Here is a 24864-nt window from a genome sequence, read left to right on the forward strand (position 1 = left end):
CGGTCGGCGGGCGGGGTGGTTCTCCGCGGTCAGGCGGCGAGTTCGCCGGCCTGGAGCTGCCAGAGGGATGCGTAGAGTCCGTGCTGGGCGACGAGTTCGTCGTGGGTGCCCTGTTCGGCGACGGTGCCGCCCTTGTCCATGACGTAGATCCGGTCGGCGTGGCGGACCGTGGAGAGGCGGTGGGCGATGACGACCATCGTCCGGTGGGCCGCGAAGCTGCGCAGTGTGCGCTGGATGGCGGCCTCGGTCTCGTTGTCCACGGCGGAGGTGGCCTCGTCGAGGATGACGACCGGCGAGTCCTTGAGGATCGCGCGCGCCAGGGCGATCCGCTGCCGCTGGCCGCCGGAGAGCGCGGCGCCGCGCTCGCCGATCAGGGTGTCGTAGCCGTCCGGCAGCATCGCGATGAAGGGGTGCGCCTCGGCCATGGCGGCGGCCTGGACCACGGCCTCGTCCGAGGCCCCGAAGCTGCCGTAGCGGATGTTGTCGGCGATGCTGCCGTCGAAGAGGAACGGGTCCTGGGCGACGAAGCCGATGGCGTTGCGCAGCTCGTGCCGCCGCAGGTCCCTGACGTCCTGTCCGTCGAGCAGCACCCGGCCGAACTCCGCGTCCTGGAAGCGCATCAGCAGCTTGGCGATCGTCGTCTTGCCGGAGCCGGTGGCGCCCACCAGGGCGGTCACCTGCCCGGCCGGGATGGTCAATGAGAGGTCCTCCAGCGCCGCCGGCCGGCCGGGGTAGGCGAAGGTGACGCCGTCGAGGAGGATCTCGCCCCGCACCTCGGCGGGCTCGAGCGTCCCGTCACCGCTGTCGGCCTCAACGGGCAGGGCGCGCAGCCGCTGCACCCGGTCGTAGGAGGCGAGGGTGCGCCGGTACTGGTCGGCGATGCCGCCGAGCCGGCTCATCCGCATCAGCAGCATCTGGGGCAGCCCGATCAGCGGGCTGAACACCTCGAAGCGCAGGGTGCCGTTGAGCACCGCGCGGCCGCCGATCAGCAGGGTGCCGGCCATCGACGCGGTGGTGCAGGCCCGGACGGTCTCGGCGTGGCGGATCGTGCTCAGGTCGGTCTGCCGACTGCTCTCCTGGACCTCCTCGCTCAGCCCGTCGATGCGTGCGGCCTCGTAGTCCTCGGTGCAGAAGCTCTTGACGGTCGCACCGGCTTCGAGCGAGTTGATCACCTGGCTGCCCAGCCTGGCCCGGCGCTCGCCAACGGCGGCGTAGTCGGCCGCGACCTTGTCCTGGTGGTGCAGCGACAGCCAGGCGATGACCGGGATCGGCAGGAACGCGATCCAGGCGATCTGCGGTGCCAGCAGGAGGAACGCCGGCACCAGAAGGGCCAGGCTGGTGCCGAGTTGCAGCACGTCGTTGGCCGGGCCGGCGAAGAAGGCGCCCAGCTGACCGACGTCGTTGGTGAGAGTGCCGGCCACCCGGCTGGTCCGCTCGCCCTCCAGGTGCCCCAGTTCGAGGCGCTGGACGTGTCGGTACGTGCGGCTCCGCCAGTCGTGCTCGATGTCCTGGCCGAGTCGGCGCCACCGGAGGTTCGAGACGTACGAGAGGCCCGCCACCGCGGCACAGGAGACGGCCACCAGCCCGGCCAGTCCCCAGAGTTGCGCGGAGGCCGTGGTCAGGCCGAGGCTGACCAGCGGAGCCGCCTCACCCTTGATGAGGACCAGGCCGGTCCAGCCCAGGAAGGTGCCGAGTAGGACTTCCGCGACCTGGCAGGCGACAGACAGGGCGGCGGCCTTGTAGAGGCGGCGGCGGTGCGGTCCGACGATCTCCAGCAGCGCGTGGCGTTCGGTACCGGGCCCGGCCGGGTCCCGGGACGCGTCGGCCGTTCTGTGCCAGGTCTTCCGCAGGACGACGGCGGTCGCCGCGGCGACGCCGCCCACCGCCACCAACTGCCGGCCCAGTGCCGACCCCTTGACCAGCGCGATCCCGGCCGCGACTCCGCCTCCGACGGCCAGCACGGGGCGCACGACCACGCCGCGGCCCGTCTGCGGGGCCGACGCGGGGACGGGCCGGGCCGGGCCCTGGCGTCCAGCCCCGGTCAGATCCTGCGCGACCCGGGTGACGGCCCTGCGGACGATCCGGCCGACGTCCGCAGGGCGCAGCCGCGCGTCGTGCCGGACCAACACCCCGCCGGTGACCGGGTTGGCCCGGGCCTCGGTGATCCCCGGAACGCGGCGCAGCGCGGCGGCGAGGATCTCGGCCGTCCGGGGCCGTCCGAGCACCAGCTCGACGTCCCAGCGCTGGCGGCCCGGGATGACCGAGCGGGGGCTCACGCCCGGTTCCACGGAGCCGGATCCGGCTGCGGCACCCAGTAGCGATGGCATGTGTACGATCACCTGTTCGCGGAGGTCACGGAGAGCTGTCACGGAGACGACGGATCACGGCGACGGAGCGGAGATTGTGGACAGCGGTTCTGTGCGGCCGAACGGCCTGCCTGCGGACGGCCGCCGCCCGAGCGCGTCCGCCGAAATCGACCGGCGTGTGCGCCTGGCGGCGGCCGCGGTTCCTCATGGACCGTCAGTTCGACTTTCCGGCGGGGGCGCCGGCGGCGGCCCGGATCTTCGGGGTCCTCGCGTCCCCGTCGGGGTGGCCGGCAGCCCCCGGCTTGGCGGCGTTCCCGGCGGTGTGCCGGCCGTCGCCGGAGTGGTCCTCGGTCTCACCGGCGGCGATCTGGGAGGCCACCACGTCGGCAGCCACTTCTGCCGCGAGGTCGTGGATGCTCTCCCCGGCCTCGTGGGCCGCCTTCTTCACCTCCATCGCGATGCCGACGGATGTCTTGACGACTCCGCGCACCAGTGGCTTGAGAAGTCGCTTGGCCAGCGGGGCGACGATGAGACCGATCAGGAAGGGGGGAACCAGGGGCGGCATGATGCTCCGTCCTCTCTACGCATACGTATGACAGGGAACCCGGGCACGGCGAACACCGGAGCAGCGCACAGCCGGGCGGATGGAAGCATTCCATCTCGGAATCCGGAATTCACCTAACGAATCGAATTCCCGGACACCGGATCGCGCCGCTCGCTCCCGTGGTCACCGTACTCGAACCACATCGGCCTGAGCCAAATGGATCCGGCCGGGTTCACTCATGTGAGTGGTCCTATGGGATTCCGCGGAACCCGAAGCCCAGCGCACTCGAGCACCATGCAGTGCTATGACCCGACCAAGCGGCTGCGGCGACGGCGCCGCCTCCTCGACGACCACCCCCCTGGCGGACCACGGCACCGCCCGGATCGCGGCGGCCGGCGAGATCCCCGGCCTCGACCCGATTTCCGGCACCGCGACGTCAGGCGATCAGGTGTTCCTCACACCCAGGGATTGAAGAGCGATCTCCTCACCTGTTTTCCGTGAGACGATTCGGCGGCGTCGGAATTTGACCGACCCGGGAGCGCCAGGCCATTCACGGACGACAGTGAAAGGAACGGAATATGGGAGTTCTTCGAGGTGCGCCGGTCGCACCAGGACGGGGCGCCGCGGCATGACCGTGGCCGTGGACCAGACCCTGTTCCATCAGACCGGTGCCGGCCTGTCCGTGCCGTTCTCCATCGCGGGGACGGGGATGCACCTGCCACCGGCGGTCGTCACCAACCAGGAGCTCACCCGCACGCTGGACACCAGCGACGAATGGATCACCAGTCGCACCGGCATCCGCGAACGCCGCCGCCTGGCCCCGCACCTGGCGACCTCCGACATGTGCGTCGCCGCCGCCCACCCGGCCCTGGAGGCCGCCGGCATCGAGCCCGCCCGGCTGGACGCGGTCATCGTCGCCACCTACACCGGGGACCAGCCGCTCGTGTCGACCGCGCTGATCGTCAAGGACGCCCTGGGCGCCCACCGAGCCCTGTCCCTGGACGTCACCCAGGCCGCCTGCGCCTCCGGCATCCAGGCCGTGCTGATCGCCGCCCACCTCCTGCAGAACCCCTCCATCACCACCGTCCTGGTCCTCGCGGCCGACTGCGCCTCCAGGATCACCGACCCCGCCGACCGCACCACCGCCGTCTTCTTCGGGGACGCCGCGGCAGCCGTCGTCCTCACCCGCACCGACACCCCCGGATCGGGCCTGCTCTCCTACGACCTCGGCTCCCAACTCTCCTACGGCGTGCAGATTCCCGCCGGCGGCTCACGGCTGCCCGCCAGCGCAGCCACCGTCGCCGCCGGAGACCACTACCTGTCCATGGACGGTCGCGCCGTCTGGAACGCGGCCACCACCCGCCTGCCCGAGAGCATCACCGGCGCCGCCCGGCGCGCCGACGTACCGATCGACGAGATCCGGTACTTCTTCCTGCACCAGGCCAACCTGAACATCCTGACCGCAACCCTGGCGGCCTTGGGCGTTCCCCGTGAGCGCGTGCCCGTCACCGTCGACCGTCTGGGCAACACCGGATCGGCCGGCCTGTTCACCGCGCTCCACTCCGCCGTCTCCGCAGGCTCCCTGCTCCCGGGAGACACCTACGTGCTGTCCGGGATCGGCGCGGGCTTCCAGTGGGGAACCCTCTGCCTCCGGCACGCCTGAACGGTCCTCCGGACCGACCAGGGCCTCCCCGGCCTCCCTGGCGTCCCCCGCGCCTGCGTCCTGTGTCACGTCGCCGTTTCAGGCGTTCACGAACGAGTGAACCCCCGCCGACTTCTCGGCACCCCGCCGCCGCGAGCACCAGCATGGACGTCATGACCACCACGCGCTCCCGGGCCGAACGGGCCGCCCAGGCCCGGTCGGCCGAAGTCCAGCTCGCTGCCGACGGAATCGACGGGGTGGTGTTCGGCTGGGTCGACAACGCCGGGATCACCCGGGTGAAGTCCGTCCCGCTCAACCAGCTCGAACACGCCGCCGAACACGGCGTCGGCGCCGTACCCTGTTTCGACCTCTCCCTGGTGGACGACTCCTTCACCACCACGCCTTCGAGCACCGGCCCGGTGGGCGACCTGCGGCTCGTCCCCGACCTCGACCGGCTCACCCCGCTCGCCGCCCAGCCCGGCTGGGCCTGGGCCCCGGCCGACCGCCACACCCAGGACGGCACCCCGCACCCCGGCTGCCAGCGCGGCTTCGCCCGCCGGGCCGCCGAGGCCCTGGAGCGACGCGGACTCTCGGTGCAGGCCGGGATCGAGATCGAGTGGGTGGTGGCCGACGCCGCCGGAAATCCCGCGACGGTCGAACCCGGGTACGGGATGGCCCGCTTCATCGAGCACTCCGACTACCTGCGGGCGGTGCTGCGCGCCCTCACCGAACAGGGGCTGGCCGTGCTGCAGATCCACCCCGAGTACGCCGCCGGGCAGTTCGAGGTCTCGGTCGCCGCCGAGGGGCCGGTGGAGGCGGCCGACACCGCGATGCTGGTGCGCCACACCATCCGGGCCGTCTCCGCCCGGCACGGCCTGCGGGTCTCGTACGCGCCCGTCTTCACCAAGGGCGCTATCGGCAACGGCGGCCACCTGCACCTCAGCCTCTGGCGACAGGACCGGAACCTCGGGCACGGCGGCCCCGGCCGCCACGGGCTGCACCCCGAAGCCGAGCAGTTCCTCGCGGGCGCGCTGGCCGAACTGCCCGCCCTGCTCGCCCTCGGCGCACCCAGCGTCGCCTCCTACCTGCGCCTGGTCCCCTCCCACTTCGCCGGGGCCTTCCGTTGTTGGGGCCTGGAGAACCGCGAGGCGGCGCTGCGCCTGATCGCCGGCTCCACCGCCGGGCAGGCCAATGCCGAGTTCAAGTGCTTCGACGCCGCCGCCAACCCGTACCTGGCGATCGGCGGGGTGCTGGCCGCCGGGCTCGCCGGCCTCGACGCCGGCCTGCCCCTCCCGCCCGAGACCCGGAGCGACCCCGCCGCCCTCGGCAGCGCCGAGCGCCTCCCGGCGAGCCTGTCGGAGGCGACCGACGCGTACGAGAAGTCCGCACTGCTGCGGCAGGCACTCGGCCCCGAGCTGTACGAGAACGTGCTGGCCGTACGGCGGGCGGAGGCGGAACTGTTCGCCACACACACGGACGAGGACGTCATCGGGGCCGTCCGCTGGCGGTACTGACCGAGCAGCACCCTCCCTGCCGCGAACACGCACGCGGATCACACCACGACTGGAGCTCGGGAGCTGCGAGGGTGGGCGCCTACAGGGGCTCCGGGCCGGCAGCACAGCACCCGGCCCGGAGCCCCCGGAACGAAGCGGCCGACCGGCCGCACGCTCAGTTCCGCGCCGGCCCGGCAGGCAGCCCCACGCACCCGGTTGCCTGCGGCGCACCCGTCGCGTCCGCGCCGTGCGCCGGACAGCCGGGAGCCGGATCGGTGACAGCCCGCTCCAACGGCTTCGCCATGTAGACCGCCTCGGGGCCGTAGCTCGCGGGCGGCCCGATCTCCGGCCGGGCGCGATAGCCCAGCAGCGTCCACATCGTCCGAGAACCGCGCACGGCGACCAGGGAGAGCGTCCGGTAGCAGGCCGACCGCCCGGTCTCCTCCAGGTGCCTCTGCATCGCGCGGGCCAGGCCCCGGCCACGTACTCGCTCGGCGATCACCAGGTCGTGGAGGTGCAGGTTGCCGCTCCCCTTCGGGTTCTCCCCCACCGTGCCGTCCTCGGCCGGATTCAGGTCCGGACAGTGGAAGAGCGGGTACGGCAGTGCGAGCAGGTAGCCGCCGAAGCCGCCCGCGTACTCCGCCACGAAACAGGTCGAGGGCGAGGCGCGGTGCCGGGAGCGCAGTGCCTCCTCTCCCTCGGACAGGCCGTCCGCCGCGTAGGCGCGTTGCTCCAGCGCGACCAGCTCGTCCCAGTCCTCTTCCTGAAGCAGCCGAATCCGGGTGTCGCTCATGCGGCTCCTCCGTCCGGGGCCGAACCGCCTACGCAGGTGTACGGCAACGGCCGGAAGCCGTTGAACCCCTGGGTGGCGTAGGCGGCGGCGTACGCACCGCAGGAGTGGACCCAGACCGGGTCGCCGGAGGCGATCGTGCGCGGAACCCGCACCAAGCCGTCCTCCTGGGCGTAGGCGTCGTCGCTGTCGCAGGTCGGACCGGCCACCACGGCGTTGACCAGCTGCCCACCGGGATGGGTCGGGAACTCCAGCCGGTACTGCAACTGGTCCATCTCGTACAGGCCGTTGAACTTTCCGCAGCTGAGGTAGAGCCAGTCCTCACGGGTGCCGTCGAGCCGGTGGCGTGAGGTGAGCCGGGCGACGTGGGCACGGATCGCGCCGTGGTCGGCGACCAGGTGGCGGCCGGGCTCCAGCAGGAAGTCCAGCGGGGCGGCGTTGACGGCGCGCAGCCGTTCCATGCCTTCGCCGATCACCGCGAACATCTTGTCCAGCGGCGGTTCCAGCGGTCGGCCGTGCCGGTCGAGGACGCCGAGGGCGGGCAGTCCCCCACCGAGGTTGATCCGGTCCAAGACGATGCCGTACCGGTTGAGCGCCTCCAGCAAGCCGGCCAGCGTCTCGATCGCCTCACCCCAGGCTTCGGCCGTCATCTGCTGGGAACCGACGTGCACCGACAGACCGGAGGGCACCAGTGCGGCGGCCCGGGCGGCGTCGAGCACCCGCAGGGCATCCTCGGGCGAGCAGCCGAACTTGCGGCTCAAACCCCACAACGCGCCGTCGCCGGTGGTCGCGACCCGGCAGAACACCCTTGAGCCGGGGGCGTGTTCGGCGATCGCGGCGACGTCCTCCGGGCTGTCGGTGGCGAAGTCACGCACACCCAGCCGGTAGGCCTCGGCGATGTTGCGGTCGGACTTGACGGTGTTGCCGTAGTGGATCAGTTCGGGGGCCGCCCCGGTGCGCAGCGCCTGGGCGATCTCCTGCGGGCTGGCTGCGTCAAAGCCGGACCCGAGCCTGGCCAGGTGGTCGAGCACCTCGTCCACCGGGCAGGCCTTCATCGCGAACCGGACGGAGACGCCTGGCAGTTCGGCGCACAGGGCGGTGAACTGGCGCCCGATGCCGTCCAGGTCGTAGATGATGGCGTCCTCCGTGGCGGCGGCGAGCGCGGCACGCAGGGCGGAGTGGTCCTGCCGGCCCGGGTGGCTGTACCGACCGGGGAGGAACGCGGTGGAAGGGTGCACGGTGGCCGACGCGGTCAGGGTGCGATGGCCGGTTCTGCCGCAGTCGGCCGGCCGGCGCAGTTCGGTGATCCGACGCGTGTCGGGGGCCTGATGCCTCACGTGTGCACTCCCAATTCCGGCTGGACGATCGGCGCCAAGAACCTGCCGGCGCCAAGAGGTGAGACGAGGGGTCCGAAGGTCGGCCAGGACGCCTGACCCGGATTTCTCCCTCTCCGCACTCTATGTACGGTCGGGGTCCGTTCCTGCGCCTGCTGTGCACCCTGTCCGGCCTGCCGGGCGCTGACGCAGCGCAGCGCAGCGTGGGCTGTATCGCGCCGGAACCGGGCAGTGGGGAACGTCCGGTCCAGCCGACGCACCAGACGTGCAGTGCACGAACGCTTCTGTCGGCGCCGACGAGACGGCAGGACCCGGGAAGCTCCCGGTCCCGTTCCTGCCAGCCCCTGCCGGCAGTTGCAACGGTGCCCTGATGCACCGCTCGACACGCAGAACCACCCGAACGGCAACGGTGCGGCCCCCTACGGCCTTGACGATCAGGTCCCATCGGACGCTGCCGCAGGTCACCGGCATCCACGCCTACAGGTTCCTCCACAGCGAGTACGACGACCTCGACGACGAGGATCCCGGCACCGGCGACGCGGAGAATTGGGACGACGAGCAGTCCGAAGAGCACCAGCACGCCCGCCGCGAACGCTTCGCCCAACTCGCCCGCGAAGCCGCCGCCCACCACCGCGACCGACTGATCTGATCTGCGGCCCCACGGGCGGGACACCCCACCGACCGGCAGGTTCTCCCTTTGCCGCCGGCCAAGGGAGAACCACAAGTTGCATGTTCAGGTGGGGGCTCTCACCAAGAATCAGCAGGTCAGAGCCTGAAGACCGCACTGGTGATCGCATGGTGGTCGCAGCCGGCCGCCCAGGCACAGGACCGATAGCCTCCGCAGCCGATCAAGGAACCATGGCTACGGGAGGCCGAGGAAGTGCGCAGTTCAGGACGGCGTGGACGTGGACGGGTCTACCGCCGGTGCGGATGCCGCGACACGGATCGGCGCCAACTCGGCGCATCGTGCCTGCGTCTGGCCGAGGAGGGGCACGGCACGTGGACGTTCGCCGTCGACATCCCCTCCCTCAGCGGACGGCGGCGCACCGTGCGCCGGGGAGGGTTCGAGGACGCGTGGACGGCGGAGGGCGCGTTGCGGCGCTTCCTCGAAGGCCGCCGACTGGGCTTCGACGCCGCCCCCCACGAGACAGTGGCCGCCTACCTCACCCGGTGGCTGAAGAGCATGGAGTTCCTGCTCAAGCCCACCACCTACGCCCGCTACCGCACCTACGTGCACGGCGAACTCATCCCCGTCTTCGGCGAGATACGCCTGGAGGAGCTGGCCCACGACCACATCGCCGCCTACGCCCACCAGCAGCTCGAAGCCGGCCGCGGGCGCCAGGCCGTCTACCACTGCCTCGCCACCCTCTCCAGTGCCCTGGGCTCAGCAGTGCGCACCCACCGGCTCCCGTTCAACGCCGCCCAGCCCATGCCGATCCGCAGACCCCGCGCGGACGAACGCGTCCCCTGGAGCGCGGAGCAGGCCGTCGAGTTCCTCACCCACTGCCGCGAGGAAGACCCCGCCTTCGCAGATGTCATCGAGGTGATCATCGGCACCGGCCTGCGCAAGGGCGAGGCCCTCGGCCTCCAGCGCGCGTGCGTACGGATCGACGAACGAGTCATGTTCATCCGCCACACGCTCTCCGCGATCGACAACCACGAACTCGTCCTGACCGCACCGAAAACGAAGAAGAGCCGCAACTGGGTACCCCTGTCCGAGCGCGTCGCAGCAGCACTCCAACGCGCCATCGCCAGGAACACCTCCACGGACAACGACCACGTCTTCCAGGACGCCGACGGCAAGCCGCTCCACCCCGCGGCGGTCCGCCGGCGCTTCCACGAACTACGCGAGCAGGCCGGACTGCCCCACGTCACCATCCACGACCTGCGACACCTCGCCGCCACCCTCGCCCTGGAGGGCAACGTCTCATGGCCGTCATCTCCAAGACACTGCGGCATTCCACCCTGTCGACCACGGCGAACATCTACAGCCATCTGACCTGGGACGTCGCAATGGCCGCCGTGCACACCATCGAAGCCAGGCTCTGCCTCGTAGAGGCCCGCGTCCGGTACGGCACCGACGCCCTCGCCCGGAACAGCCCTACGCCGAACCCACTGTTCGGCCACGCAGCCTGACACCTGCACGACTAAAAGCCGCCCAATGCCCACCGATGCCACTCAAGCCGTCCGGCATGACGATCCGTAACTGACACACACCCAGCCACACGGCCCGTCACAACAACTGGAGCCACGGGCCCCACAGCCATGCCCAAATCGAATGACGCCCGCTTCAACAACGAACGAGGCCTCAATCGCCCGACGAACACGCTCAGTCACTACAATCGGGCGAACAAAAGGGCATAAAACGGGCGTGCAGGAATGCGGCGATACGCCGAAAACGCTCCCCAAGGCGACGTGAACGAGCGTTCACGACCACACTGCGACCACCACAGCAAAAAGGCCGCCCTCACCATTTGGCAAGAACGGCCTCCGACCTGCGAAAACGCTGGTCGGGACGACAGGATTTGAACCTGCGACCCCTTGACCCCCAGTCAAGTGCGCTACCAAGCTGCGCCACGTCCCGTGGTCTCGGACCCTCCGGGCAGGTGCCTTGCGGCTCTGCTCTTCGGCTTCTCAACCTTGCCTCCGGTCTCCCGGGCGACGTGCAAAACAATACAGCACGTCGGGGGGTGCTCGCTGCCAGGTTTCCGGGGGTGGCGTGAATGACGCGATGCCGGGTGGCCCAGGTCAGGGTGTGGGGTGGCGGGAGTCGTAGCGGACGAAGGCGGGGCGGCGGGCTGCGAGGAGGAGGATGACGGCGACGCAGGCCAGGCCGCCGGTGACCACGGAGACCGCCGGTGAGGCCAGGGAGGCAACGGCGCCGGATTCGAAGTCGCCGAGACGAGGCCCGCCGGCGACGACCACGATGAAGATGCCCTGCAGTCGGCCGCGCATCTCGTCGGGGGCCGCGACCTGCATCATCGTGTTGCGGAAGATCATGCTGACGGTGTCCGCGCAGCCCGCCACGGCCAGCAGGAGCAGGCCCAGCCACAGATTTCGGGCCAGGCCGAAGGCGGCGATGGCGAGGCCCCATGCGGCCACGGCGACGAGGACGGCGGCGCCCTGGCGGTGGACCCGGCCGATCCAGCCGGAGAACAGGGCGCCGATGAGCGCGCCGACCGCCGGGGCGGAGACCAGCAGGCCGACCGTACGGGCGTCACCGCCGTAGAAGCCGACGGCGATGGCGGGGAAGAGGGCACGTGGCATGCCGAAAATCATGGCGGCCAGGTCGGCCAGGAAGCTGGTGCGCAGGTTGGGCTGCTCCCGCAGGAAGCGGAGCCCGTCCAGGACGGAGGCCCGGCCCTTGCGTTCGCCGAGCGGGCGCATCGCGGGCAGCCGCCACATCGCGTACAGGGTGGCCGTGAAGGCGACGGTGTCGACCAGGTAGGCGGACTGCGCACCGTAGGCGCCGATGAGGACACCGCCGACCATCGGGCCCACCGTGAGGCCCAGGTTCATGCTCACGGTGTTGAGCGCGTTGGCGGCCGGGAGCTGATGGGACGGCACCAGTCGCGGGATCATGGCCGAGCGGGCGGGCGAGCTGATGGCGAAGAAGCCGGCCTGGAAGGCCACCGCCGCGTAGAGCACCAGGACCTGGCCGAGGTCGGCGAGTGCCTGGCCGGCAAGGACGGCCGAGACCAGGGCGAGCCCGGCCGCGCCGATCAGGCCGAGGCGGCGGCGGTCCACCGTGTCGGCGATGGCTCCGCCGTACAGGCCGAAGGCGATCAGCGGGAACAGCGAGCAGAGTCCGACCAGGCCGGTGGCGAAGGTGGATCCGGTCAGCTGGTACACCTGGACCGAGACCGCGACGGCCGTCATCTGCTGGCCGATCGAGGAGACCGCCTGGCCGAACCAGACGCGTCGGTAGTCGGCGTTGTCCCGCAGCGGGCTCAGGTCGGCGAAGGCGCCCCGGGCCGCCCGGCGGTACCAGGGCGCGTCGGTCGGCAGTGCGGTGGGAACACCGGCCGCGTCGGCGGACGAAGGCGCGGCGGGCGAGGAAACGGCGGTGGGCACGGGCCCGGCGGCGGGCGAGGGCGGCGGTTGGCTCGCGGGAGATTGATTCGTGGGCACAGAGACACATGTTCGACGCCGTTCGCTCACGGCCGCCCACCGGGGTAGGTGCAACGCCCACCGGGCCGCCCCGACCACCACTCGTCACCCACTGTCCGCCGCCCACCACCCACAGCCCATCACCCGGCAGCCCATCACCCCGCAGCCCCTCACCCGCAGCCTGCAGCCCCTCGGCCCGGCCTGCAGCCCTCGGCCCGGCCCCCTACCGCGTGAGGACCTGCTTCTCCCCCGCCTCCACCGCGATGGCGAACCGGTTGCCCGGCGGCGGGAAGGGGCAGATGAAGTGGTCGGCGAAGGCGCAGGGCGGCAGGTGGGCCCGGTTGAGGTCGAGGACGGTGAGGCCGCCGGCGTCCGGGGCGGGCAGCGTGATGAAGCGGAAGCGGTAGGTGTCCTTGCCGCTGGTCGCGTCGGCGATCACGCCACTGAGGCCCCCGCTCACGGAGCGGCTGACCGTCAGCGTGTGCGGCTCGCCGGCCAGCGTGAACGCGATCCGGCCGCTGACCGGCAGCGGGCGCTCCCGGCCGTCGACGTTCGGCACCAGCGGCGCCCGGGCCTCCTCGAAGGGGGTGAAGACCGCCGGCACGGCCCAGTCCGGCGCGTACGGGTAGGCCGCGATGCCCGCGAAGGCGGATCGGGCCGGGGAGGCGGGGTCGAAGACCCGCAGGGCGATCTCCCCCTCGCGCTCGATCGGGACGAGCCGCAGGTCGTCGAGGGTGGCCGTGTCCGCGGCGGGGTCGGTGTCGGGGCGCAGCAACACCTCGCCGTCCACCGGCGTGCCCACCCCGGCCGGACCGTCGACGACGATGCCGTCGGCGGCCGCCGCGCGTACCCGGACGCCCTCCGCGTCGCTCCACCAGAGGCCGGGCAGACCCGGCACCTCGGCGGGTTCGGGCTCCAGCCAGTGCGTGCCGGTGAGCGCGAGCTGCCCGTGCGGTGAGCTCACGGTGGCCGCCCGACCGTCGCTCCAGTGCTTCCAGGCCTCGGCGGCAGTGGCTGTCATCGAAACCCCTCCAGTGCGCTAGGTGTCACCACCCTCAACGCCGGGGCCGGGGGTGGATCATTCCCCGCAGGTCGGAGGATCACCGGCCGGACGGTCCCGGGGACCGCCCGGCGCGTGCGGGGCCCTACTCGGGCAGCGGCCGGAACAGTCCCTCCTGGACCACGGACACCACCAGCCGGCCGCTGCTGTCGTAGATCTCGCCCCGGGCGAGACCCCGGGCACCGTGGGCGACGGGTGACTCCTGCTGGTAGAGCAGCCAGTCGTCGGCGCGGAACGGCCGGTGGAACCACATCGCGTGGTCGAGCGACGCCATGTCGAAGTGCCGCCGCCCCCACAGCGGCTCGACCGGCGCGCGGACGGCGTCCAGCAGGGTCATGTCGCTCGCGTAGGTGAGCGCGCAGACGTGGATCAGCGGTTCGTCCGGCAGCGCGCCGTTGGTCCGCAGCCAGACACCGCTGCGGGGCTCCACGCCGGCCAGCTCCTCCTTGGTCCAGCGGAGCCGGTCGACGTAGCGGATGTCGAAGGGCTGGCGGCGGCTGATGAACGGCGGCAGCTCGCCGAGCTTGGAACCGACTTCCTCCAGCGCGGTGGGCAGGCTCTCGGGCGACGGGACGTCCGGCATCGGGCTCTGGTGCTCGATGCCGCCCTTCTCGGGGTGGTGGAAGTCGGCGGTGAGGGCGAAGATCGAGCGGCCCTGCTGGATGCCGAGCACCCGGCGGGTGGTGAAGGAGCGGCCGTCCCTGATCCGGTCCACCTGGTAGACGATCGGTACGCCCGGCACGCCCGGGCGAAGGAAGTAGGCGTGCAGCGAGTGCACCGGGCGGTCCCCGTCCACCGTGCGTCCGGCGGCGACGAGGGCCTGACCGGCGACCTGGCCGCCGAACGTGCGTTGCAACTCCTCCTCGGGGCTGCGGCCGCGGAAGATGTTCAGCTCGATCTGCTCCAGATCGAGGAGCTCGACCAGCTGGTCGACGGGGGTTCCCATGGGTGCGTGTCCTCTCCCGGGCGGTCCCGGGCGGGGTCCTCCGCCCGGCTGTCGCCTTTCGTCCAGTGGAATTCTCCTGCGACCCGGCGAATTCCCGCCGCCCGGGGGTGCCGGGCGGGTGGACGGAAGGCTCCCGGGCCACGGCCGCGCCCGCGGCGCCGCACCCGCGCTCTCAGCTGCGCGCCCGGAGCCGGTCCGGATACATGTCCGGATACGTGTCCGGGCCGGGATTCGGACCGGGCGGGTCGCTGCCGTCGGCCGGATCCGGGTCGGAGGTCAGGACGCCGATCTCCCGGGCACAGTACGGCCAGGCCTCCCAGCCCTGCTGTCGGCGGATCTCCTCGGCGACGGTGATCTGTGCGCGCCGGGTGGCGTGGTCGGGGCGGTCGGCGAAGACCGGCCCGCCGGCTTCGTCCCAGCTGGGGGGCCAGATCTGAAGGCCGCCGTAGTACCCGTTACCGGTGTCGGCCTGCCAGTCGCCGTCGCTCTCGCACTGGGCCAGATCGTCCCAGACCGCGTCGTCGGTACGCCGCAGCACGAAGGCGGCCGGCTCCGCCCGGGGGCTCGGCGCCGCGACTCGGCGAGCCTGCCCGGCCTGGCCCGCACCACCCGCACGGACCCGGTCCGCGGCGGACTGCCCGGCAACGACCGGCAACGGCACGGCCGCGGCGACGGCGGCAACGGCGGCCACGGCGGCCACGGCGGTCAGGACGAGGAACGCCTGCGCGGCCCGGCCGGACGAAAGTGATGCTCGCTTGATCCTAGGAAGGCACAGCAGCCGAGCGTAGGCGGCCACGGCCGCCACCGGCGCCCGCAGGCCCCGACACGCCCCCGCGTACGCCCACCCGGGGACGGCCGGAGAACGGCCGGCAACGGCCGGCAACGGCCGGACAGGACCCGGCCAACAGGCCGCGGCCCCCGCCCGACACCGGCCGCACATCCCGAGCACGGGGACAGCCGGGCGACGGACCCGGAACCGCGTCGCCGCCCTCGGCCGGGAACGCCGCACGGCCGCCCCTCCGAAGAGGAACGGCCGTGCGGTGGTGCGAGCGATCCGGTCGACCGACGGGCGGGCCCGTCGTCGGGGATCAGGAGGAGCGCGAACGCCCTCGGACTGCTCAGACCGTGAGGGTCTGGCCCGGGAAGATCAGGTCGGCGTTGCCGCCGATGACCGTGGCGTTGTTGTTGTACAGGGTGTGCCAGTCGACGCCCTGCGCGGCGGCGATGGTGCTGAGGGTGTCGCCGGCCTTGACGGTGTAGCTGCCGCCGGTGGCCTGCTTGGCCGGGGCCGACTTCCAGGACTTCGCCGAGTCCGAGGACTTCGGGGCGGCGGCCTTCGGGGCCGTGTTGGTGCCGGCCGCGGTGTCCGAGGAGGTGGTGGCCGGCTTGGCGGCCTTCTTCGCCGGGGCGGCGGCCTTCGGGGCCGTGCTGCCGGTGGTGGTGGAGGAGCTGGTGTCGACGGCGGCGGGGGCGCCACCGGCGGTCAGGCCGGCCTTGACGGAGCAGACGGGCCAGGCGCCGGGGCCCTGCGAGGCGAGGACCTTCTCAGCGATGGCGATCTGCTGCGCCTTGGTGGCCTGGTTGGCCTGCGGGGCGAACGCGGTGCCGCCGTAGGCGGCCCAGGTGCTGGAGGTGAACTGCAGGCCGCCGTAGAAGCCGTTGCCGGAGTTGATGCTCCAGTTGCCCGTGCTCTCGCACTGCGCGACCTTGTCCCAGGTCGAAACCGAGGCGGCGGAGGCCGAGTTGGCCGTGACGAGGCCGGCCACCGGCAGGGCCGCGACGGCGCCGGCCATGACGACCATCCGCACGCGGTTGCGCTTGGCGGAGGTGGTGGTGGCAGCGGCGGTCTCGTTACGGAAGGTCATGAGGTTCCTCTCGACAGCCCCGGGCGGGCAGGCGGAACCAGACCCTCGAAGGGCCGGTCTCACTCGCCACACTCAATGAGCGGCCGAGCACGTATAGGACGTGCCGCGCCGCCCCGGCCTACCCCCGGCACGCCTGCGGCCTGTTCGAGACGGCTGCTCCGGCGGGCACGTCCGGCGCCGGTCGAGACCGGCGGGCCGTGCGGTGGGGGTGAACCCGGGTGGTGCTCGTTGCACCGAGAAAGAAGCTACGAGCGCTCCGCCCAGGAACCAAACAGTTTGAGGTCTTCCCAGCTCAGCAAGACGTTACCGGCGGTAACGATCACTATTTCGAGCCCTGATTGTCCGTTTTGACCGTCATTTCCTAGATCAAACCCTCATCGCACGTGGCTCACCTCACAACGCGAGCCGGCCTCATTTCTGTCCGATGTCGACGTGGAGCGATCGAACAGACACGCTCCGAAATCGCACTTGTGCCAGTTCCCGTCAACTCCGGTGCTCACCCGTGACCCCTGCCACAGGAGCCCGTTGGTAATGGCGGCCGGGGGCGCCCCCGCCACCCCCGCAACAACCCGAGGAGTCTTCGTGCCGCACATGCTCGATGTCAGCGACGAGGTTCGATCCGAGATCGGCGACGACGAGGCGGACCGCCTGCTGGGTGGAGCCCACGCGCCCGACACCTACGAGTGCACGTCCTGCCGGACGCCGGGCGACACTCTCCAGGAGCCCACCAGCACCGTCCTGTTCATCGGCGACGAGACGGCGGTGCTGGCCTTCGCGCACTCGCGGTGCATCCCCTCGCAGGTCGTACCGGTCTCCGAGGAGCAGCTGCTCGGCGCGGTGGCCAGCATCAGCCAGGCCCAGGGCGGCGCGCCCGCCCGGGAGCCCGCCGCCGACGCCCCGTACGCCACGCCGCAGGCCTCGCACGCACCGCACGCACCGTACGCGCCGTACGCGCCGTCCGCAGCGGTCGCGGCGGTCGCGGCGGTCGCCCAGCAGCCCGCCGGCTCCGTCCCGTCGGCGGACCCGGGCATGCCCGCTCAGCAGCAGGCGGCCCAGCCCGCCACCGGGCACGCCGTCCTCGGCATCACCTGCGGCATGGTGATGCACGGTTCCACCGGCCACGCGGCCCTGGTCGTCGAGCCGACCGGCCCGGTCGGGCGGCCGGGCAGCATGTCCGGCGAGGACGAGTTCCTCAGCCTGCTGCAGGATGCAGGTTTCCAGCTGCTCACGGACGTCGACGTGACGCCCGCCCAGCTCAACGGCTGGTCGGTGCTGATGGTGATGGGCAAGCTGCACGCCATCCTCCAGCCCGCCGCCGCCGGCGGCAGCACGGGATGGTGGCAGGCCCACCAGCCGCTGCAGGTCACGGACGCCTGGCGGGTGGCGGCCGGCAAGCAGGCCGAGGTCACGATGTACGCCGTCCCGGTCGGCACGATCGGCCGCCAGCCGCGCGAGGACATGCTCCGGGTGGCGCTGGAGCGGGCCGTCGCGCAGGGAAGGGTGGTCGGCGCCTCCCTCCCGCTCGCCGGGACCTGATGCGGAGCACGCCGGGGGCGGCCGCCCTGGGCGGACGCCCCCGGCGCGGACGACGCCCACCGGCCCGGGCCACCCCGCATCCCCCGCCGTTCTCACTCGTTGGCTCCTACGTGTACAGCTACGACGTCGCCGCCGCCCACCGCCAGCCCACCAGCACCGCCGCCTCCGGCCGCCCGATCCCGGCCATGCGTCCGTCGTACGACGCGGAGCACCCCCACTCCGCGACGCCGATCTACGACGAGCTGTACTCCGAGTACCGGCGGCTGTTCCGGGCGCTTCCCGGCGACCGCTCGGGCGAGGAGGATCTCCGCTTCGCCGGATTCGCCGTCCGGGATCCGTACCAGGCGCGTTCCGAGGCCCGGTCGTACCCGCAGCAGCAGCAGGCCTTCCTCACCTACGCGGGACATGCCCTCGGCGCACCGCAGTTCATGCCCGGCCAGCAGAACAGTCAGCACACCAGCCAGCCGGGCGGTCAGCAGAACGGCCGACAGGGCGGCGAGCAGTACGTCCGACCGAGCGGCGAGCAGCACGGCACGCCGAGCGCCGGGAGCCTCGCGGGGCAGATCTCCGGGTCGCAGGGCGGCCAGCAGGGCAACGGCCAGGGCTGGGTGGCGGCCGGCTTCCTCGGCCAGGTCCAGCCCTCGGCGGCCGCAGGGTCCACCGGGACGGGCGGACGGCACCGCAACCGGCTCTCACTCCCGCCGGGGCGGAGCTCGGACGACTCCTGAACACCCCTGGCGTTCGGCGGGCCCCGTGCCCGCGCCCGCCGGAACTCGGCCGGCGCCCGACGGCACCGGCGTTCGGGCGGCTCCCGGAGCCACCGGCCCCCGGCCCGAACCGGAGAGCGGCGAACGGCGAACGGCGAACGGCGAACGGGCGGAGCGAACGGCAACGGTGACGGCAACGGTGACGGCAACGGGCGGAGGCCCTGGCACGCGTGCCAGGGCCTCCGCCCGTACTGCGGACCCGCTGGGCGGGCCTACTTGCGGCGGCGCTTCTCGCGCACCCGCACGGAGATCGAGATCGGCGTCCCGACGAAGCCGAACTCCTCCCGCAGACGGCGCTCGACGAAGCGGCGGTAACCCGCCTCCAGGAAGCCGGAGGCGAAGAGGACGAAGCGCGGCGGGCGGATGCCGGCCTGGGTCCCGAAGAGGATGCGCGGCTGCTTGCCACCACGGATCGGGTGCGGGTGGGCCGCGACCAGCTCGCCGAGGAAGGCGTTCAGCCGTGCGGTCGGGATGCGGGTCTCCCAGCCGGCGAGCGCGGTCTCGATCGCCGGGACGAGCTTCTCCATGTGGCGGCCGGTCAGCGCGGAGACGTTGACCCGGGGCGCCCACTGCACCTGGACGAGATCCTTCTCGATCTCGCGCTCCAGGTAGTAGCGGCGCTCCTCGTCCATCTGGTCCCACTTGTTGTAGGCGATGACGACGGCGCGCCCGGCCTCGACGGCCATCGAGATGATCCGGGTGTCCTGCTCGGCCAGGGTCTCGCTGGCGTCCACCAGGACGACGGCGACCTCGGCCTTCTCCAGCGCGGCCGAGGTGCGCAGCGAGGCGTAGAAGTCGGCGCCCGCGGTGAGGTGGACGCGGCGGCGGATACCGGCCGTGTCGACGAACTTCCAGGTCTTGCCGCCGAGTTCGATCAGCTCGTCGACCGGGTCACGGGTGGTGCCGGCGATCTCGTTGACGACCACCCGCTCCTCGCCGGCGACCTTGTTGAGGAGGCTGGACTTGCCGACGTTCGGGCGGCCGATCAGGGCGACCCGGCGCGGGCCGCCCTGGGCGATGCCGAAGGTCTGCGGCGGGGCCTCGGGCAGCGCGGCCATCACGGCGTCGAGCAGGTCACCGGAGCCGCGGCCGTGCAGGGCCGAGACGGGGTACGGCTCGCCGAGGCCGAGCGACCACAGGTACGCGGCCTCGGCTTCGGTGGACTGGCCGTCGACCTTGTTGGCGCAGAGCACGGTGGGCTTGCCGGCCCGGCGGATCAGCTTGATCAGCGCCTCGTCGGTGTCGGTCGCGCCGACCGTGGCGTCCACCACGAAGAGCACCGCGTCGGCGCTCTCGATGCCGAGCTCGGCCTGCGCCGCCACCATGGCGTCGATGCCGAGGACGTCGAGCTCCCAGCCACCGGTGTCGACCAGCTTGAAGCGACGGCCGTTCCAGGTCGCCTCGTACGAGACGCGGTCGCGGGTGACGCCGGGCTTGTCCTCGACGACGGCCTCGCGGCGGCCGATGATGCGGTTCACCAGGGTCGACTTGCCGACGTTCGGTCGGCCGACGACGGCCAGGATCGGCAGCGGAGCGTGGGCGCCCTCGCCGTCGAAGTCCTCGCCGTCGAAGCCCTCCTCGGCCGCGAGGGCCATGAACTCGGCGTACTCGGCGGCGTCCAGCGTGCCGGAGTCGGCGGTGGTCTCTTCGGTCATGTCCATTGTTCCGTTTCCCGGCCCGGCCCTTCCCAGGGACGTGCCGTGCGTACCTGCCCTCGGTGGGCAGCGCGAAAAATCAGAGGGTGGTGCGGCTCGGCCCTACTGCGGCCGAGCGGGTCCGTCCGGCCGAGGGGTTCCTGCGGCCGAGCGGGTTCGTTGCGGTGCAACGCGGTGCAGTGCGTGCAGTGCGTGCAGTGCAACGCGGTGCAATGCAATGCAGTGCAATGCGGTGCGGTGGTGAGGTGCGATGCGGTGCTTGCCGTGCGCGGGTGGGACGGTGCGGTGGTCAGACCGCGGACATCCCGGCCCGCTCCTCGACCAGCGAGCTGATCGCGGCGATCACCTGGTCGAGGGTCAGCTCGCTGGTGTCGACCAGGACCGCGTCCGCGGCCTGGGTCAGCGGTGCCGTGTCCCGGGAGGAGTCGGCGGCGTCCCGACGTGCGAGGTCGGCCGCCATCGCGGTGATGGTGGCCTCGTCGAGGCCCTTGGCCCGCAGTTCGGCGGCCCGGCGCTCGGCGCGGGCCGTCCCGGATGCGGTGAGGAAGACCTTGACCGTGGCCGCCGGGAACACCACGCTGCCCATGTCCCGGCCCTCGGCGACGATGCCGCGTTCGGCGACCTCGGCGCAGGCCCGCTGCAGCTCCACCAGCCGGGTCCGCACCTGCGGGACGGCGGCGACGGCGCTGACCTGCGAGGTGACCTGCTGTCCCCGGATCGGACCGGAGACGTCCTGGCCGTCGACGGTGATGGTCGGGCCGGCCGCGTCCGTACCGGAGACGATCACCGGCTTGGAGCAGGCGACCGCGACCGCCTCGGCGTCGGTGACGTCCACCTCGTTGGCGAGCATCCACCAGGTCATCGCGCGGTACATCGCGCCGGTGTCCAGAAAGCTCAGTCCCAGCCGGGCGGCGACCGCCCGGGAGACCGTCGACTTGCCGGAGCCGGAGGGTCCGTCGATGGCGACGACGACCGGGGCGTGCGCTCGGTCGGCAGTGTCCACGGGGCGAACCTCTCTCTAAATCTGGGGATGTCCTCCTCAAGGTTAGTCGACCGGCAGGGAAGGCCCCGCCGCTCGCGGGCGTCACCCGCCCGGCCCAGCGGGCGACGGCTCCGTCAGGCGGCGCCCCGAGGCGCTCGCACGCCCCCCGAACGCTCCGCACGCCCGCAGGTCACGCCCCATCTCACACCCGGGAACGACACCCCACGCCCGCGCACCACGCCCGCCCGCCCGCCCGCGTACACATCACGCACCTCGTGTACGCCCCGCACGTCACGCACGTCACGCACGTCGTACGCGCGCTGCCGGAGAGACCAGTCCCGCCCGCTACTCCCGGACGGACCAGCCGTGCCCCCGCAGGGCGGCCGTGAGCGGCTTGACCGCCGCCGGCGCCACCGCGAGCTGGACGAAGCCGACCTGCTGGGCGGTGGAGTGCTCGATGACCACGTCCTCGATGTTGACCCCGGCCGCACCGACCTCGCCGAACAGCCGGCCGAGCTCGCCCGGCTGGTCGCCGAGGACCACCGCGACCGTCTCGTAGCGGGTCGGCGGGGCGCCGTGCTTGCCCGGGATCCGGGCCTGGCCGTGGTTGCCGCGTCGCAGCACGGCCTCGATGCCGGCCGCGCCCGCCCGGCGCTCGCCCTCGTCGGCCGCCTGCAGGGAGCGCAGGGCGGTGACGGTGTCCCCGAGGTCGGCGGCGAGGTCCTCCAGGACGTCGGCGACCACGGCGGCGTTGGCGGAGAGGATGTCGACCCACATCCCCGGGCTGGAGGCCGCGATCCGGGTGACGTCCCGGACGCCCTGGCCGGAGAGCCGCACCGCGGTCTCGTCGGCGTGCTCCAGCCGGGCCGCGACCAGCGAGGAGAGCAGCTGCGGGGCGTGCGAGACGAGCGCGACGGCCCGGTCGTGGGCGGCGGCGTCCATCACGATGGGCATCGCGCCGCAGAGCGCGACGACCTCCAGGACGGCGTTGAGCGCCTCGGTGGAGGTGTCGGCGGTGGGGGTGAGCACCCAGGGCCGGCCCTCGAAGAGGTCGGCGCCGGCGGCCAGCGGGCCCGATCGCTCGCGACCGGCCATCGGGTGGCTGCCGATGTAGCTGGCGGCGTCGCAGCCCAGCGCGGTGATCTCGGCCCTGGGTCCGGCCTTGACGCTGGCGACGTCGGTGTACCAGCGGGCCAGGTCACGGCGCTGGCAGTCGGCGAGCACCTTGCCGACCAGCGCGGGCGGCACCGCGATGATCGCCAGGTCGACCGGTCCGTCGGCCGGCTCGGTGGTGCCGGCGCCGAGCGAGGCCGCGGTGCGGGCGGTGTCCGGGTCGGCGTCCTCCAGGTGGACGGTGATCCCGCGGCCCGTGAGCGCGAGGGCGACGGAGGTGCCGATCAGACCGGTGCCGACGACGGCGACAGTGCGCATGGCGGGATACGTCTCCTGACGGGCTGTCCTGGTGCGGTGCGCCCCCATCCTCTCGCATCCCGGTGGCCGCCCGTCACCGCCGTTCGCCCACCGGGACGCGGGCACACGCCCGGCACAGTGCAAATCCGGGGACAGCGGGCCGGCCGGGCGGCAGACTGTGCGGCCGGGAGCAGCGGTACGGACGAAGGGGAGGCCGGAGTGGCGTTGGAAGCGGTCGGTGGCGGTGCGGTGCGGTTGGACGGGAGCTGGGAGTCGGTCCTCGACTCGGTGGTGGTGTACGCGGTCGGGGCGCTGTGCCGGCGGCGGGCGCGTGGCGTCGTGCCGGCGGACCGGCGGGTACGGCTGACCGGGCTGCCCCAGGTGCTCGACGGCCGGTCGCTGCGGGCCGCCGTGGTCGGCGGCGCCCCCGGCTGGAGCGTGACCGAGGCGCGGCTGGAGCCGCAGGCCGAGGTTCGTGACCGGACGGAGCTGCCCGAGCTGCGGCTGAGGCTGGACGAGGCCCGCGAGCAGGAGAGCGCGGTCCGCGAGCGCCTGCGGCTGGCACGGACCAGGATCGAGGAGACCGCGGCGCTGCGCGCCGTCCCGCCGCCGCGGCACCGCGACGAGCCGCACCGGCGTACGCCGGCCGACGCCTGGCTCGAACTCGCGGACTTCGTGGACGAGCGCCTCACCCGGCTGCACGCCCGCGCCGAGGAGCTCACCGCGCAGCTGGAGCTGGCCGAGCACGCGGCCGAGGTGCTCACCGACCAGCTGCACCGTGCCTCGACGGCCGAGCCCGCCGGGCCGGTCGGCACCGCCGCCACCGTGCTGCTCACCCTCGCCGGGCCCGCCGCCGCGGACGTCCTGCCCGCCGCGGCGGACTCCGCCGACCGGGGCGACCCGCCCGCCGGAGTCGGGGCAGCGAGCGGGGCAGCGGTCGGGGCAACGCCCGGGGCCGAGGTCGAGATCGAGCTGGAGTACGGCGTCCCGGGCGCCCGATGGGTCCCCGCCTACCGGCTGGACCACCGCACCGGCACCGACACGGGCAGCCTGCTGCTGCGGGCCTCGGTGGTGCAGCGCACCGGCGAGGACTGGACGGGTGTGCGGCTGGCGCTCTCCAGTGCCGATCTGCAGCGCCGCACCGATCTGCCCCGGCTGCGCTCGCTGCGGATCGGCCGCAGCCAGCCGGCTCCGCCGGTCACCGGCTGGCGCGAGCCGCCCGGCGGGCTGGCGGAGCTGTTCGCGGCCTTCGACGAGGCGGGTCCGCGCCCGGCCCCGCTCTCGGCCGCCGTGCTGCCGAGGGCCTTCGGGACGCCGAAGGCACTCGGGATGCCGCTGCCGGTCGCGGCCGCACGGTCGGCCGGGCCGGTCCCGCCGGCCGTCGCCGCCCCCGCGCCGTCCGGCCCCAGGCCGGGCGCCGGTGCACCGGCCGCGTTCGCGCCGAGCGCGCCGCCGCCCCCGCCCGGCGGCTACGGCGGAGGGCCCCCGCAGCCGCAGCCGGACGCGGCCCGCTCTCGTCGGAAGGCGGGCCGCCCGCCGGGCGGCGGAACGCCTTCGGCGCCGCCGCCGCAGAGCCCGGCCGCCGGTCCGCCCGCCCCCGACGCCGCTCTCCTCGACTACCCCGCACTGCGGCTGTCCGGCCCCGAACAGGGCGGCTCCCGCCGGGGTGTGCTGCGCACCGCGCCCGAGGGGCCGGGGGGACGCTCGGAGGCGGCCACACGCGGCCGCGCCGAGCGGGTGTCCGAGCTGCCGCTGCCCCGTCACGCGGTGCCCCCGCGCAGGTCGGCCGGTTCGTTCGACCACCGCTTCGACGCCGCCGCACCCGCCGACATCCCCTCCGACGGCGGGTGGCACACCGTCACCGTCGGGGAGGTGCAGGTGTCGCTGCGGCCGGAGTACGTCTGTGTGCCCTCGGTCGAGGAGAAGGTGTACGGCACGCTGCTGGTCGCCAACGGGTCGGCGCAGGCCCTGCTCGCCGGGCCGGTGGAGGTGACGGTGGACGGTGACTACCTGCTCACGGCGGGTCTTCCCTCGCTGCCGCGCGGCGGCACCAGCAGACTGGGTCTGGGGGTGACCGAGAGCATCGAGGTGGCGCGCCGCACCGAACTGCGGGAGTCCACCGCCGGGATGCTCAACAACAGCACCGTGCTGGAGCACACGGTCCACGTCGAGCTGGCCAACCGTCTGGGGCACCCCGTCACGGTGGAGGTGCGCGAACGCGTACCGGTGCCCACCGAGGCCGAGATCAGGATCGACGAGCGGGGCGGCTGGCAGGCGCCGGACGAACCGTCCGACGGCGTCCCGGCGAGCAGCCGGCTGTGGCGGGTCGAGCTGCCCGCGGGCGGCAGCGCCGAGCTGGCCGGCGGCTACGAGATCAGAATCCCGGCCGGCAAGGCCATCGTCGGCGGAAACCGGAGGAACTGA

20 protein-coding genes and 1 tRNA gene are annotated in these 24864 nt (G+C 72.9%); 8 read left to right on the forward strand and 13 right to left on the reverse strand.

The window, feature by feature from the left end:
• Window positions 1-29 precede the first annotated feature (29 nt).
• Together OG823_RS09000 and OG823_RS09005 are read right to left on the reverse strand one after the other, a co-directional pair.
• Window positions 30-2276 carry an ATP-binding cassette domain-containing protein gene (locus tag OG823_RS09000; RefSeq protein WP_371478936.1) on the reverse strand — a complete coding sequence of 749 codons (2247 nt, stop codon included), beginning with the start codon at window positions 2274-2276 and terminating at the stop codon, window positions 30-32.
• Between the two features lie 244 nt (window positions 2277-2520).
• The gene (locus OG823_RS09005; RefSeq protein WP_371478937.1) at window positions 2521-2871 is read right to left on the reverse strand and encodes a DUF5132 domain-containing protein; all 351 of its coding nucleotides are present in this window, start codon (window positions 2869-2871) and stop codon (window positions 2521-2523) included.
• Window positions 2872-3154: 283 nt separating this feature from the next.
• Between OG823_RS09005 and OG823_RS09010 the strand changes: the two genes are divergently transcribed.
• The 3 genes from OG823_RS09010 (at window position 3155) to OG823_RS09020 (ending at window position 6006) form a co-directional block, all read left to right on the forward strand.
• Window positions 3155-3322 (forward strand): hypothetical protein, encoded by a 168-nt coding sequence (locus tag OG823_RS09010; protein ID WP_371478938.1) that lies wholly within the window; start codon window positions 3155-3157, stop codon window positions 3320-3322.
• Between the two features lie 156 nt (window positions 3323-3478).
• A complete protein-coding gene (locus OG823_RS09015; RefSeq protein ID WP_371478939.1) occupies window positions 3479-4513 on the forward strand; it encodes a 3-oxoacyl-ACP synthase III family protein in 1035 nt (344 codons plus the stop codon).
• A 152-nt stretch (window positions 4514-4665) separates the two neighbouring features.
• Window positions 4666-6006 carry a glutamine synthetase gene (locus OG823_RS09020; RefSeq protein ID WP_371478940.1) on the forward strand — a complete coding sequence of 447 codons (1341 nt, stop codon included), beginning with the start codon at window positions 4666-4668 and terminating at the stop codon, window positions 6004-6006.
• A gap of 154 nt (window positions 6007-6160) precedes the next feature.
• Here the strand turns inward: OG823_RS09020 and OG823_RS09025 are convergent, their stop codons facing one another.
• Together OG823_RS09025 and OG823_RS09030 are read right to left on the reverse strand one after the other, a co-directional pair.
• Window positions 6161-6778: a GNAT family N-acetyltransferase gene (locus OG823_RS09025; protein ID WP_371478941.1), complete on the reverse strand. Its 618-nt coding sequence runs from the start codon at window positions 6776-6778 to the stop codon at window positions 6161-6163.
• Entirely contained in the window at window positions 6775-7947 is a 1173-nt protein-coding gene (locus OG823_RS09030; protein ID WP_371484365.1) for a type III PLP-dependent enzyme, read from the reverse strand. Before OG823_RS09030 ends, OG823_RS09025 begins: the two co-directional genes overlap by 4 nt.
• A gap of 589 nt (window positions 7948-8536) precedes the next feature.
• Between OG823_RS09030 and OG823_RS09035 the strand changes: the two genes are divergently transcribed.
• Window positions 8537-8758 (forward strand): hypothetical protein, encoded by a 222-nt coding sequence (locus tag OG823_RS09035; protein WP_371478942.1) that lies wholly within the window; start codon window positions 8537-8539, stop codon window positions 8756-8758.
• A 399-nt stretch (window positions 8759-9157) separates the two neighbouring features.
• A complete protein-coding gene (locus OG823_RS09040; RefSeq protein ID WP_371478943.1) occupies window positions 9158-10108 on the forward strand; it encodes a tyrosine-type recombinase/integrase in 951 nt (316 codons plus the stop codon).
• A 508-nt stretch (window positions 10109-10616) separates the two neighbouring features.
• Here the strand turns inward: OG823_RS09040 and OG823_RS09045 are convergent.
• From OG823_RS09045 to OG823_RS09070, 6 genes are all read right to left on the reverse strand, one after another.
• Window positions 10617-10693: transfer RNA gene (locus OG823_RS09045), tRNA-Pro, on the reverse strand.
• Window positions 10694-10857: 164 nt separating this feature from the next.
• Window positions 10858-12117, reverse strand: a complete 1260-nt coding sequence (locus OG823_RS09050; RefSeq protein ID WP_371484368.1) for an MFS transporter — start codon at window positions 12115-12117, stop codon at window positions 10858-10860.
• Window positions 12118-12442: 325 nt separating this feature from the next.
• On the reverse strand, window positions 12443-13240 hold the full coding sequence (locus tag OG823_RS09055) for a DUF1684 domain-containing protein (protein ID WP_371478944.1): 798 nt from the start codon (window positions 13238-13240) through the stop codon (window positions 12443-12445).
• Window positions 13241-13364: 124 nt separating this feature from the next.
• Window positions 13365-14225: an acyl-CoA thioesterase gene (locus tag OG823_RS09060; RefSeq protein ID WP_371478945.1), complete on the reverse strand. Its 861-nt coding sequence runs from the start codon at window positions 14223-14225 to the stop codon at window positions 13365-13367.
• Window positions 14226-14397: 172 nt separating this feature from the next.
• Entirely contained in the window at window positions 14398-15021 is a 624-nt protein-coding gene (locus OG823_RS09065; protein WP_371478946.1) for a transglycosylase family protein, read from the reverse strand.
• 322 nt (window positions 15022-15343) lie between these two features.
• On the reverse strand, window positions 15344-16090 hold the full coding sequence (locus OG823_RS09070) for a transglycosylase family protein (protein WP_371478947.1): 747 nt from the start codon (window positions 16088-16090) through the stop codon (window positions 15344-15346).
• Between the two features lie 591 nt (window positions 16091-16681).
• On the opposite strand from OG823_RS09070, the gene OG823_RS09075 reads away from it, so the two are divergent.
• Both OG823_RS09075 and OG823_RS09080 read left to right on the forward strand, forming a co-directional pair.
• On the forward strand, window positions 16682-17626 hold the full coding sequence (locus tag OG823_RS09075; protein WP_371478948.1) for a hypothetical protein: 945 nt from the start codon (window positions 16682-16684) through the stop codon (window positions 17624-17626).
• Between the two features lie 110 nt (window positions 17627-17736).
• Complete coding sequence (locus OG823_RS09080; RefSeq protein ID WP_371478949.1) at window positions 17737-18354, forward strand: hypothetical protein; 618 nt, start codon at window positions 17737-17739, stop codon at window positions 18352-18354.
• A gap of 251 nt (window positions 18355-18605) precedes the next feature.
• On the opposite strand, the gene der is transcribed toward OG823_RS09080, so the two are convergent.
• The 3 genes from der to OG823_RS09095 all read right to left on the reverse strand — a co-directional run bounded on the left by der (window position 18606) and on the right by OG823_RS09095 (window position 22461).
• Window positions 18606-20048: a ribosome biogenesis GTPase Der gene (gene der / locus OG823_RS09085; RefSeq protein ID WP_371478950.1), complete on the reverse strand. Its 1443-nt coding sequence runs from the start codon at window positions 20046-20048 to the stop codon at window positions 18606-18608.
• Window positions 20049-20337: 289 nt separating this feature from the next.
• A complete protein-coding gene (gene cmk, locus OG823_RS09090; RefSeq protein WP_371478951.1) occupies window positions 20338-21051 on the reverse strand; it encodes a (d)CMP kinase in 714 nt (237 codons plus the stop codon).
• A 324-nt stretch (window positions 21052-21375) separates the two neighbouring features.
• Window positions 21376-22461 (reverse strand): prephenate dehydrogenase, encoded by a 1086-nt coding sequence (locus OG823_RS09095; protein WP_371478952.1) that lies wholly within the window; start codon window positions 22459-22461, stop codon window positions 21376-21378.
• A gap of 198 nt (window positions 22462-22659) precedes the next feature.
• Here OG823_RS09095 and OG823_RS09100 point away from each other — a divergent pair, with 198 nt between their 5' ends.
• Window positions 22660-24864, forward strand: a complete 2205-nt coding sequence (locus OG823_RS09100; RefSeq protein ID WP_371478953.1) for a DUF4139 domain-containing protein — start codon at window positions 22660-22662, stop codon at window positions 24862-24864.

The sequence above is a fragment of the Kitasatospora sp. NBC_00315 genome (genome assembly GCF_041435095.1).
GTDB lineage: Bacteria > Actinomycetota > Actinomycetes > Streptomycetales > Streptomycetaceae > Kitasatospora.

What these genes read in the sequence shown, in the direction of transcription:
- OG823_RS09005 (WP_371478937.1), bottom strand. Translation starts at nt 2,871, where the DNA reads ATGCCGCCCCTGGTTCCCCCCTTCCTGATCGGTCTCATCGTCGCCCCG.
- OG823_RS09010 (WP_371478938.1), top strand. Translation starts at nt 3,155, where the DNA reads ATGACCCGACCAAGCGGCTGCGGCGACGGCGCCGCCTCCTCGACGACC.
- OG823_RS09015 (WP_371478939.1), top strand. Translation starts at nt 3,479, where the DNA reads ATGACCGTGGCCGTGGACCAGACCCTGTTCCATCAGACCGGTGCCGGC.
- OG823_RS09020 (WP_371478940.1), top strand. Translation starts at nt 4,666, where the DNA reads ATGACCACCACGCGCTCCCGGGCCGAACGGGCCGCCCAGGCCCGGTCG.
- OG823_RS09025 (WP_371478941.1), bottom strand. Translation starts at nt 6,778, where the DNA reads ATGAGCGACACCCGGATTCGGCTGCTTCAGGAAGAGGACTGGGACGAG.
- OG823_RS09055 (WP_371478944.1), bottom strand. Translation starts at nt 13,240, where the DNA reads ATGACAGCCACTGCCGCCGAGGCCTGGAAGCACTGGAGCGACGGTCGG.
- OG823_RS09060 (WP_371478945.1), bottom strand. Translation starts at nt 14,225, where the DNA reads ATGGGAACCCCCGTCGACCAGCTGGTCGAGCTCCTCGATCTGGAGCAG.
- OG823_RS09070 (WP_371478947.1), bottom strand. Translation starts at nt 16,090, where the DNA reads ATGACCTTCCGTAACGAGACCGCCGCTGCCACCACCACCTCCGCCAAG.
- OG823_RS09075 (WP_371478948.1), top strand. Translation starts at nt 16,682, where the DNA reads ATGCTCGATGTCAGCGACGAGGTTCGATCCGAGATCGGCGACGACGAG.
- der (WP_371478950.1), bottom strand. Translation starts at nt 20,048, where the DNA reads ATGACCGAAGAGACCACCGCCGACTCCGGCACGCTGGACGCCGCCGAG.
- OG823_RS09095 (WP_371478952.1), bottom strand. Translation starts at nt 22,461, where the DNA reads ATGCGCACTGTCGCCGTCGTCGGCACCGGTCTGATCGGCACCTCCGTC.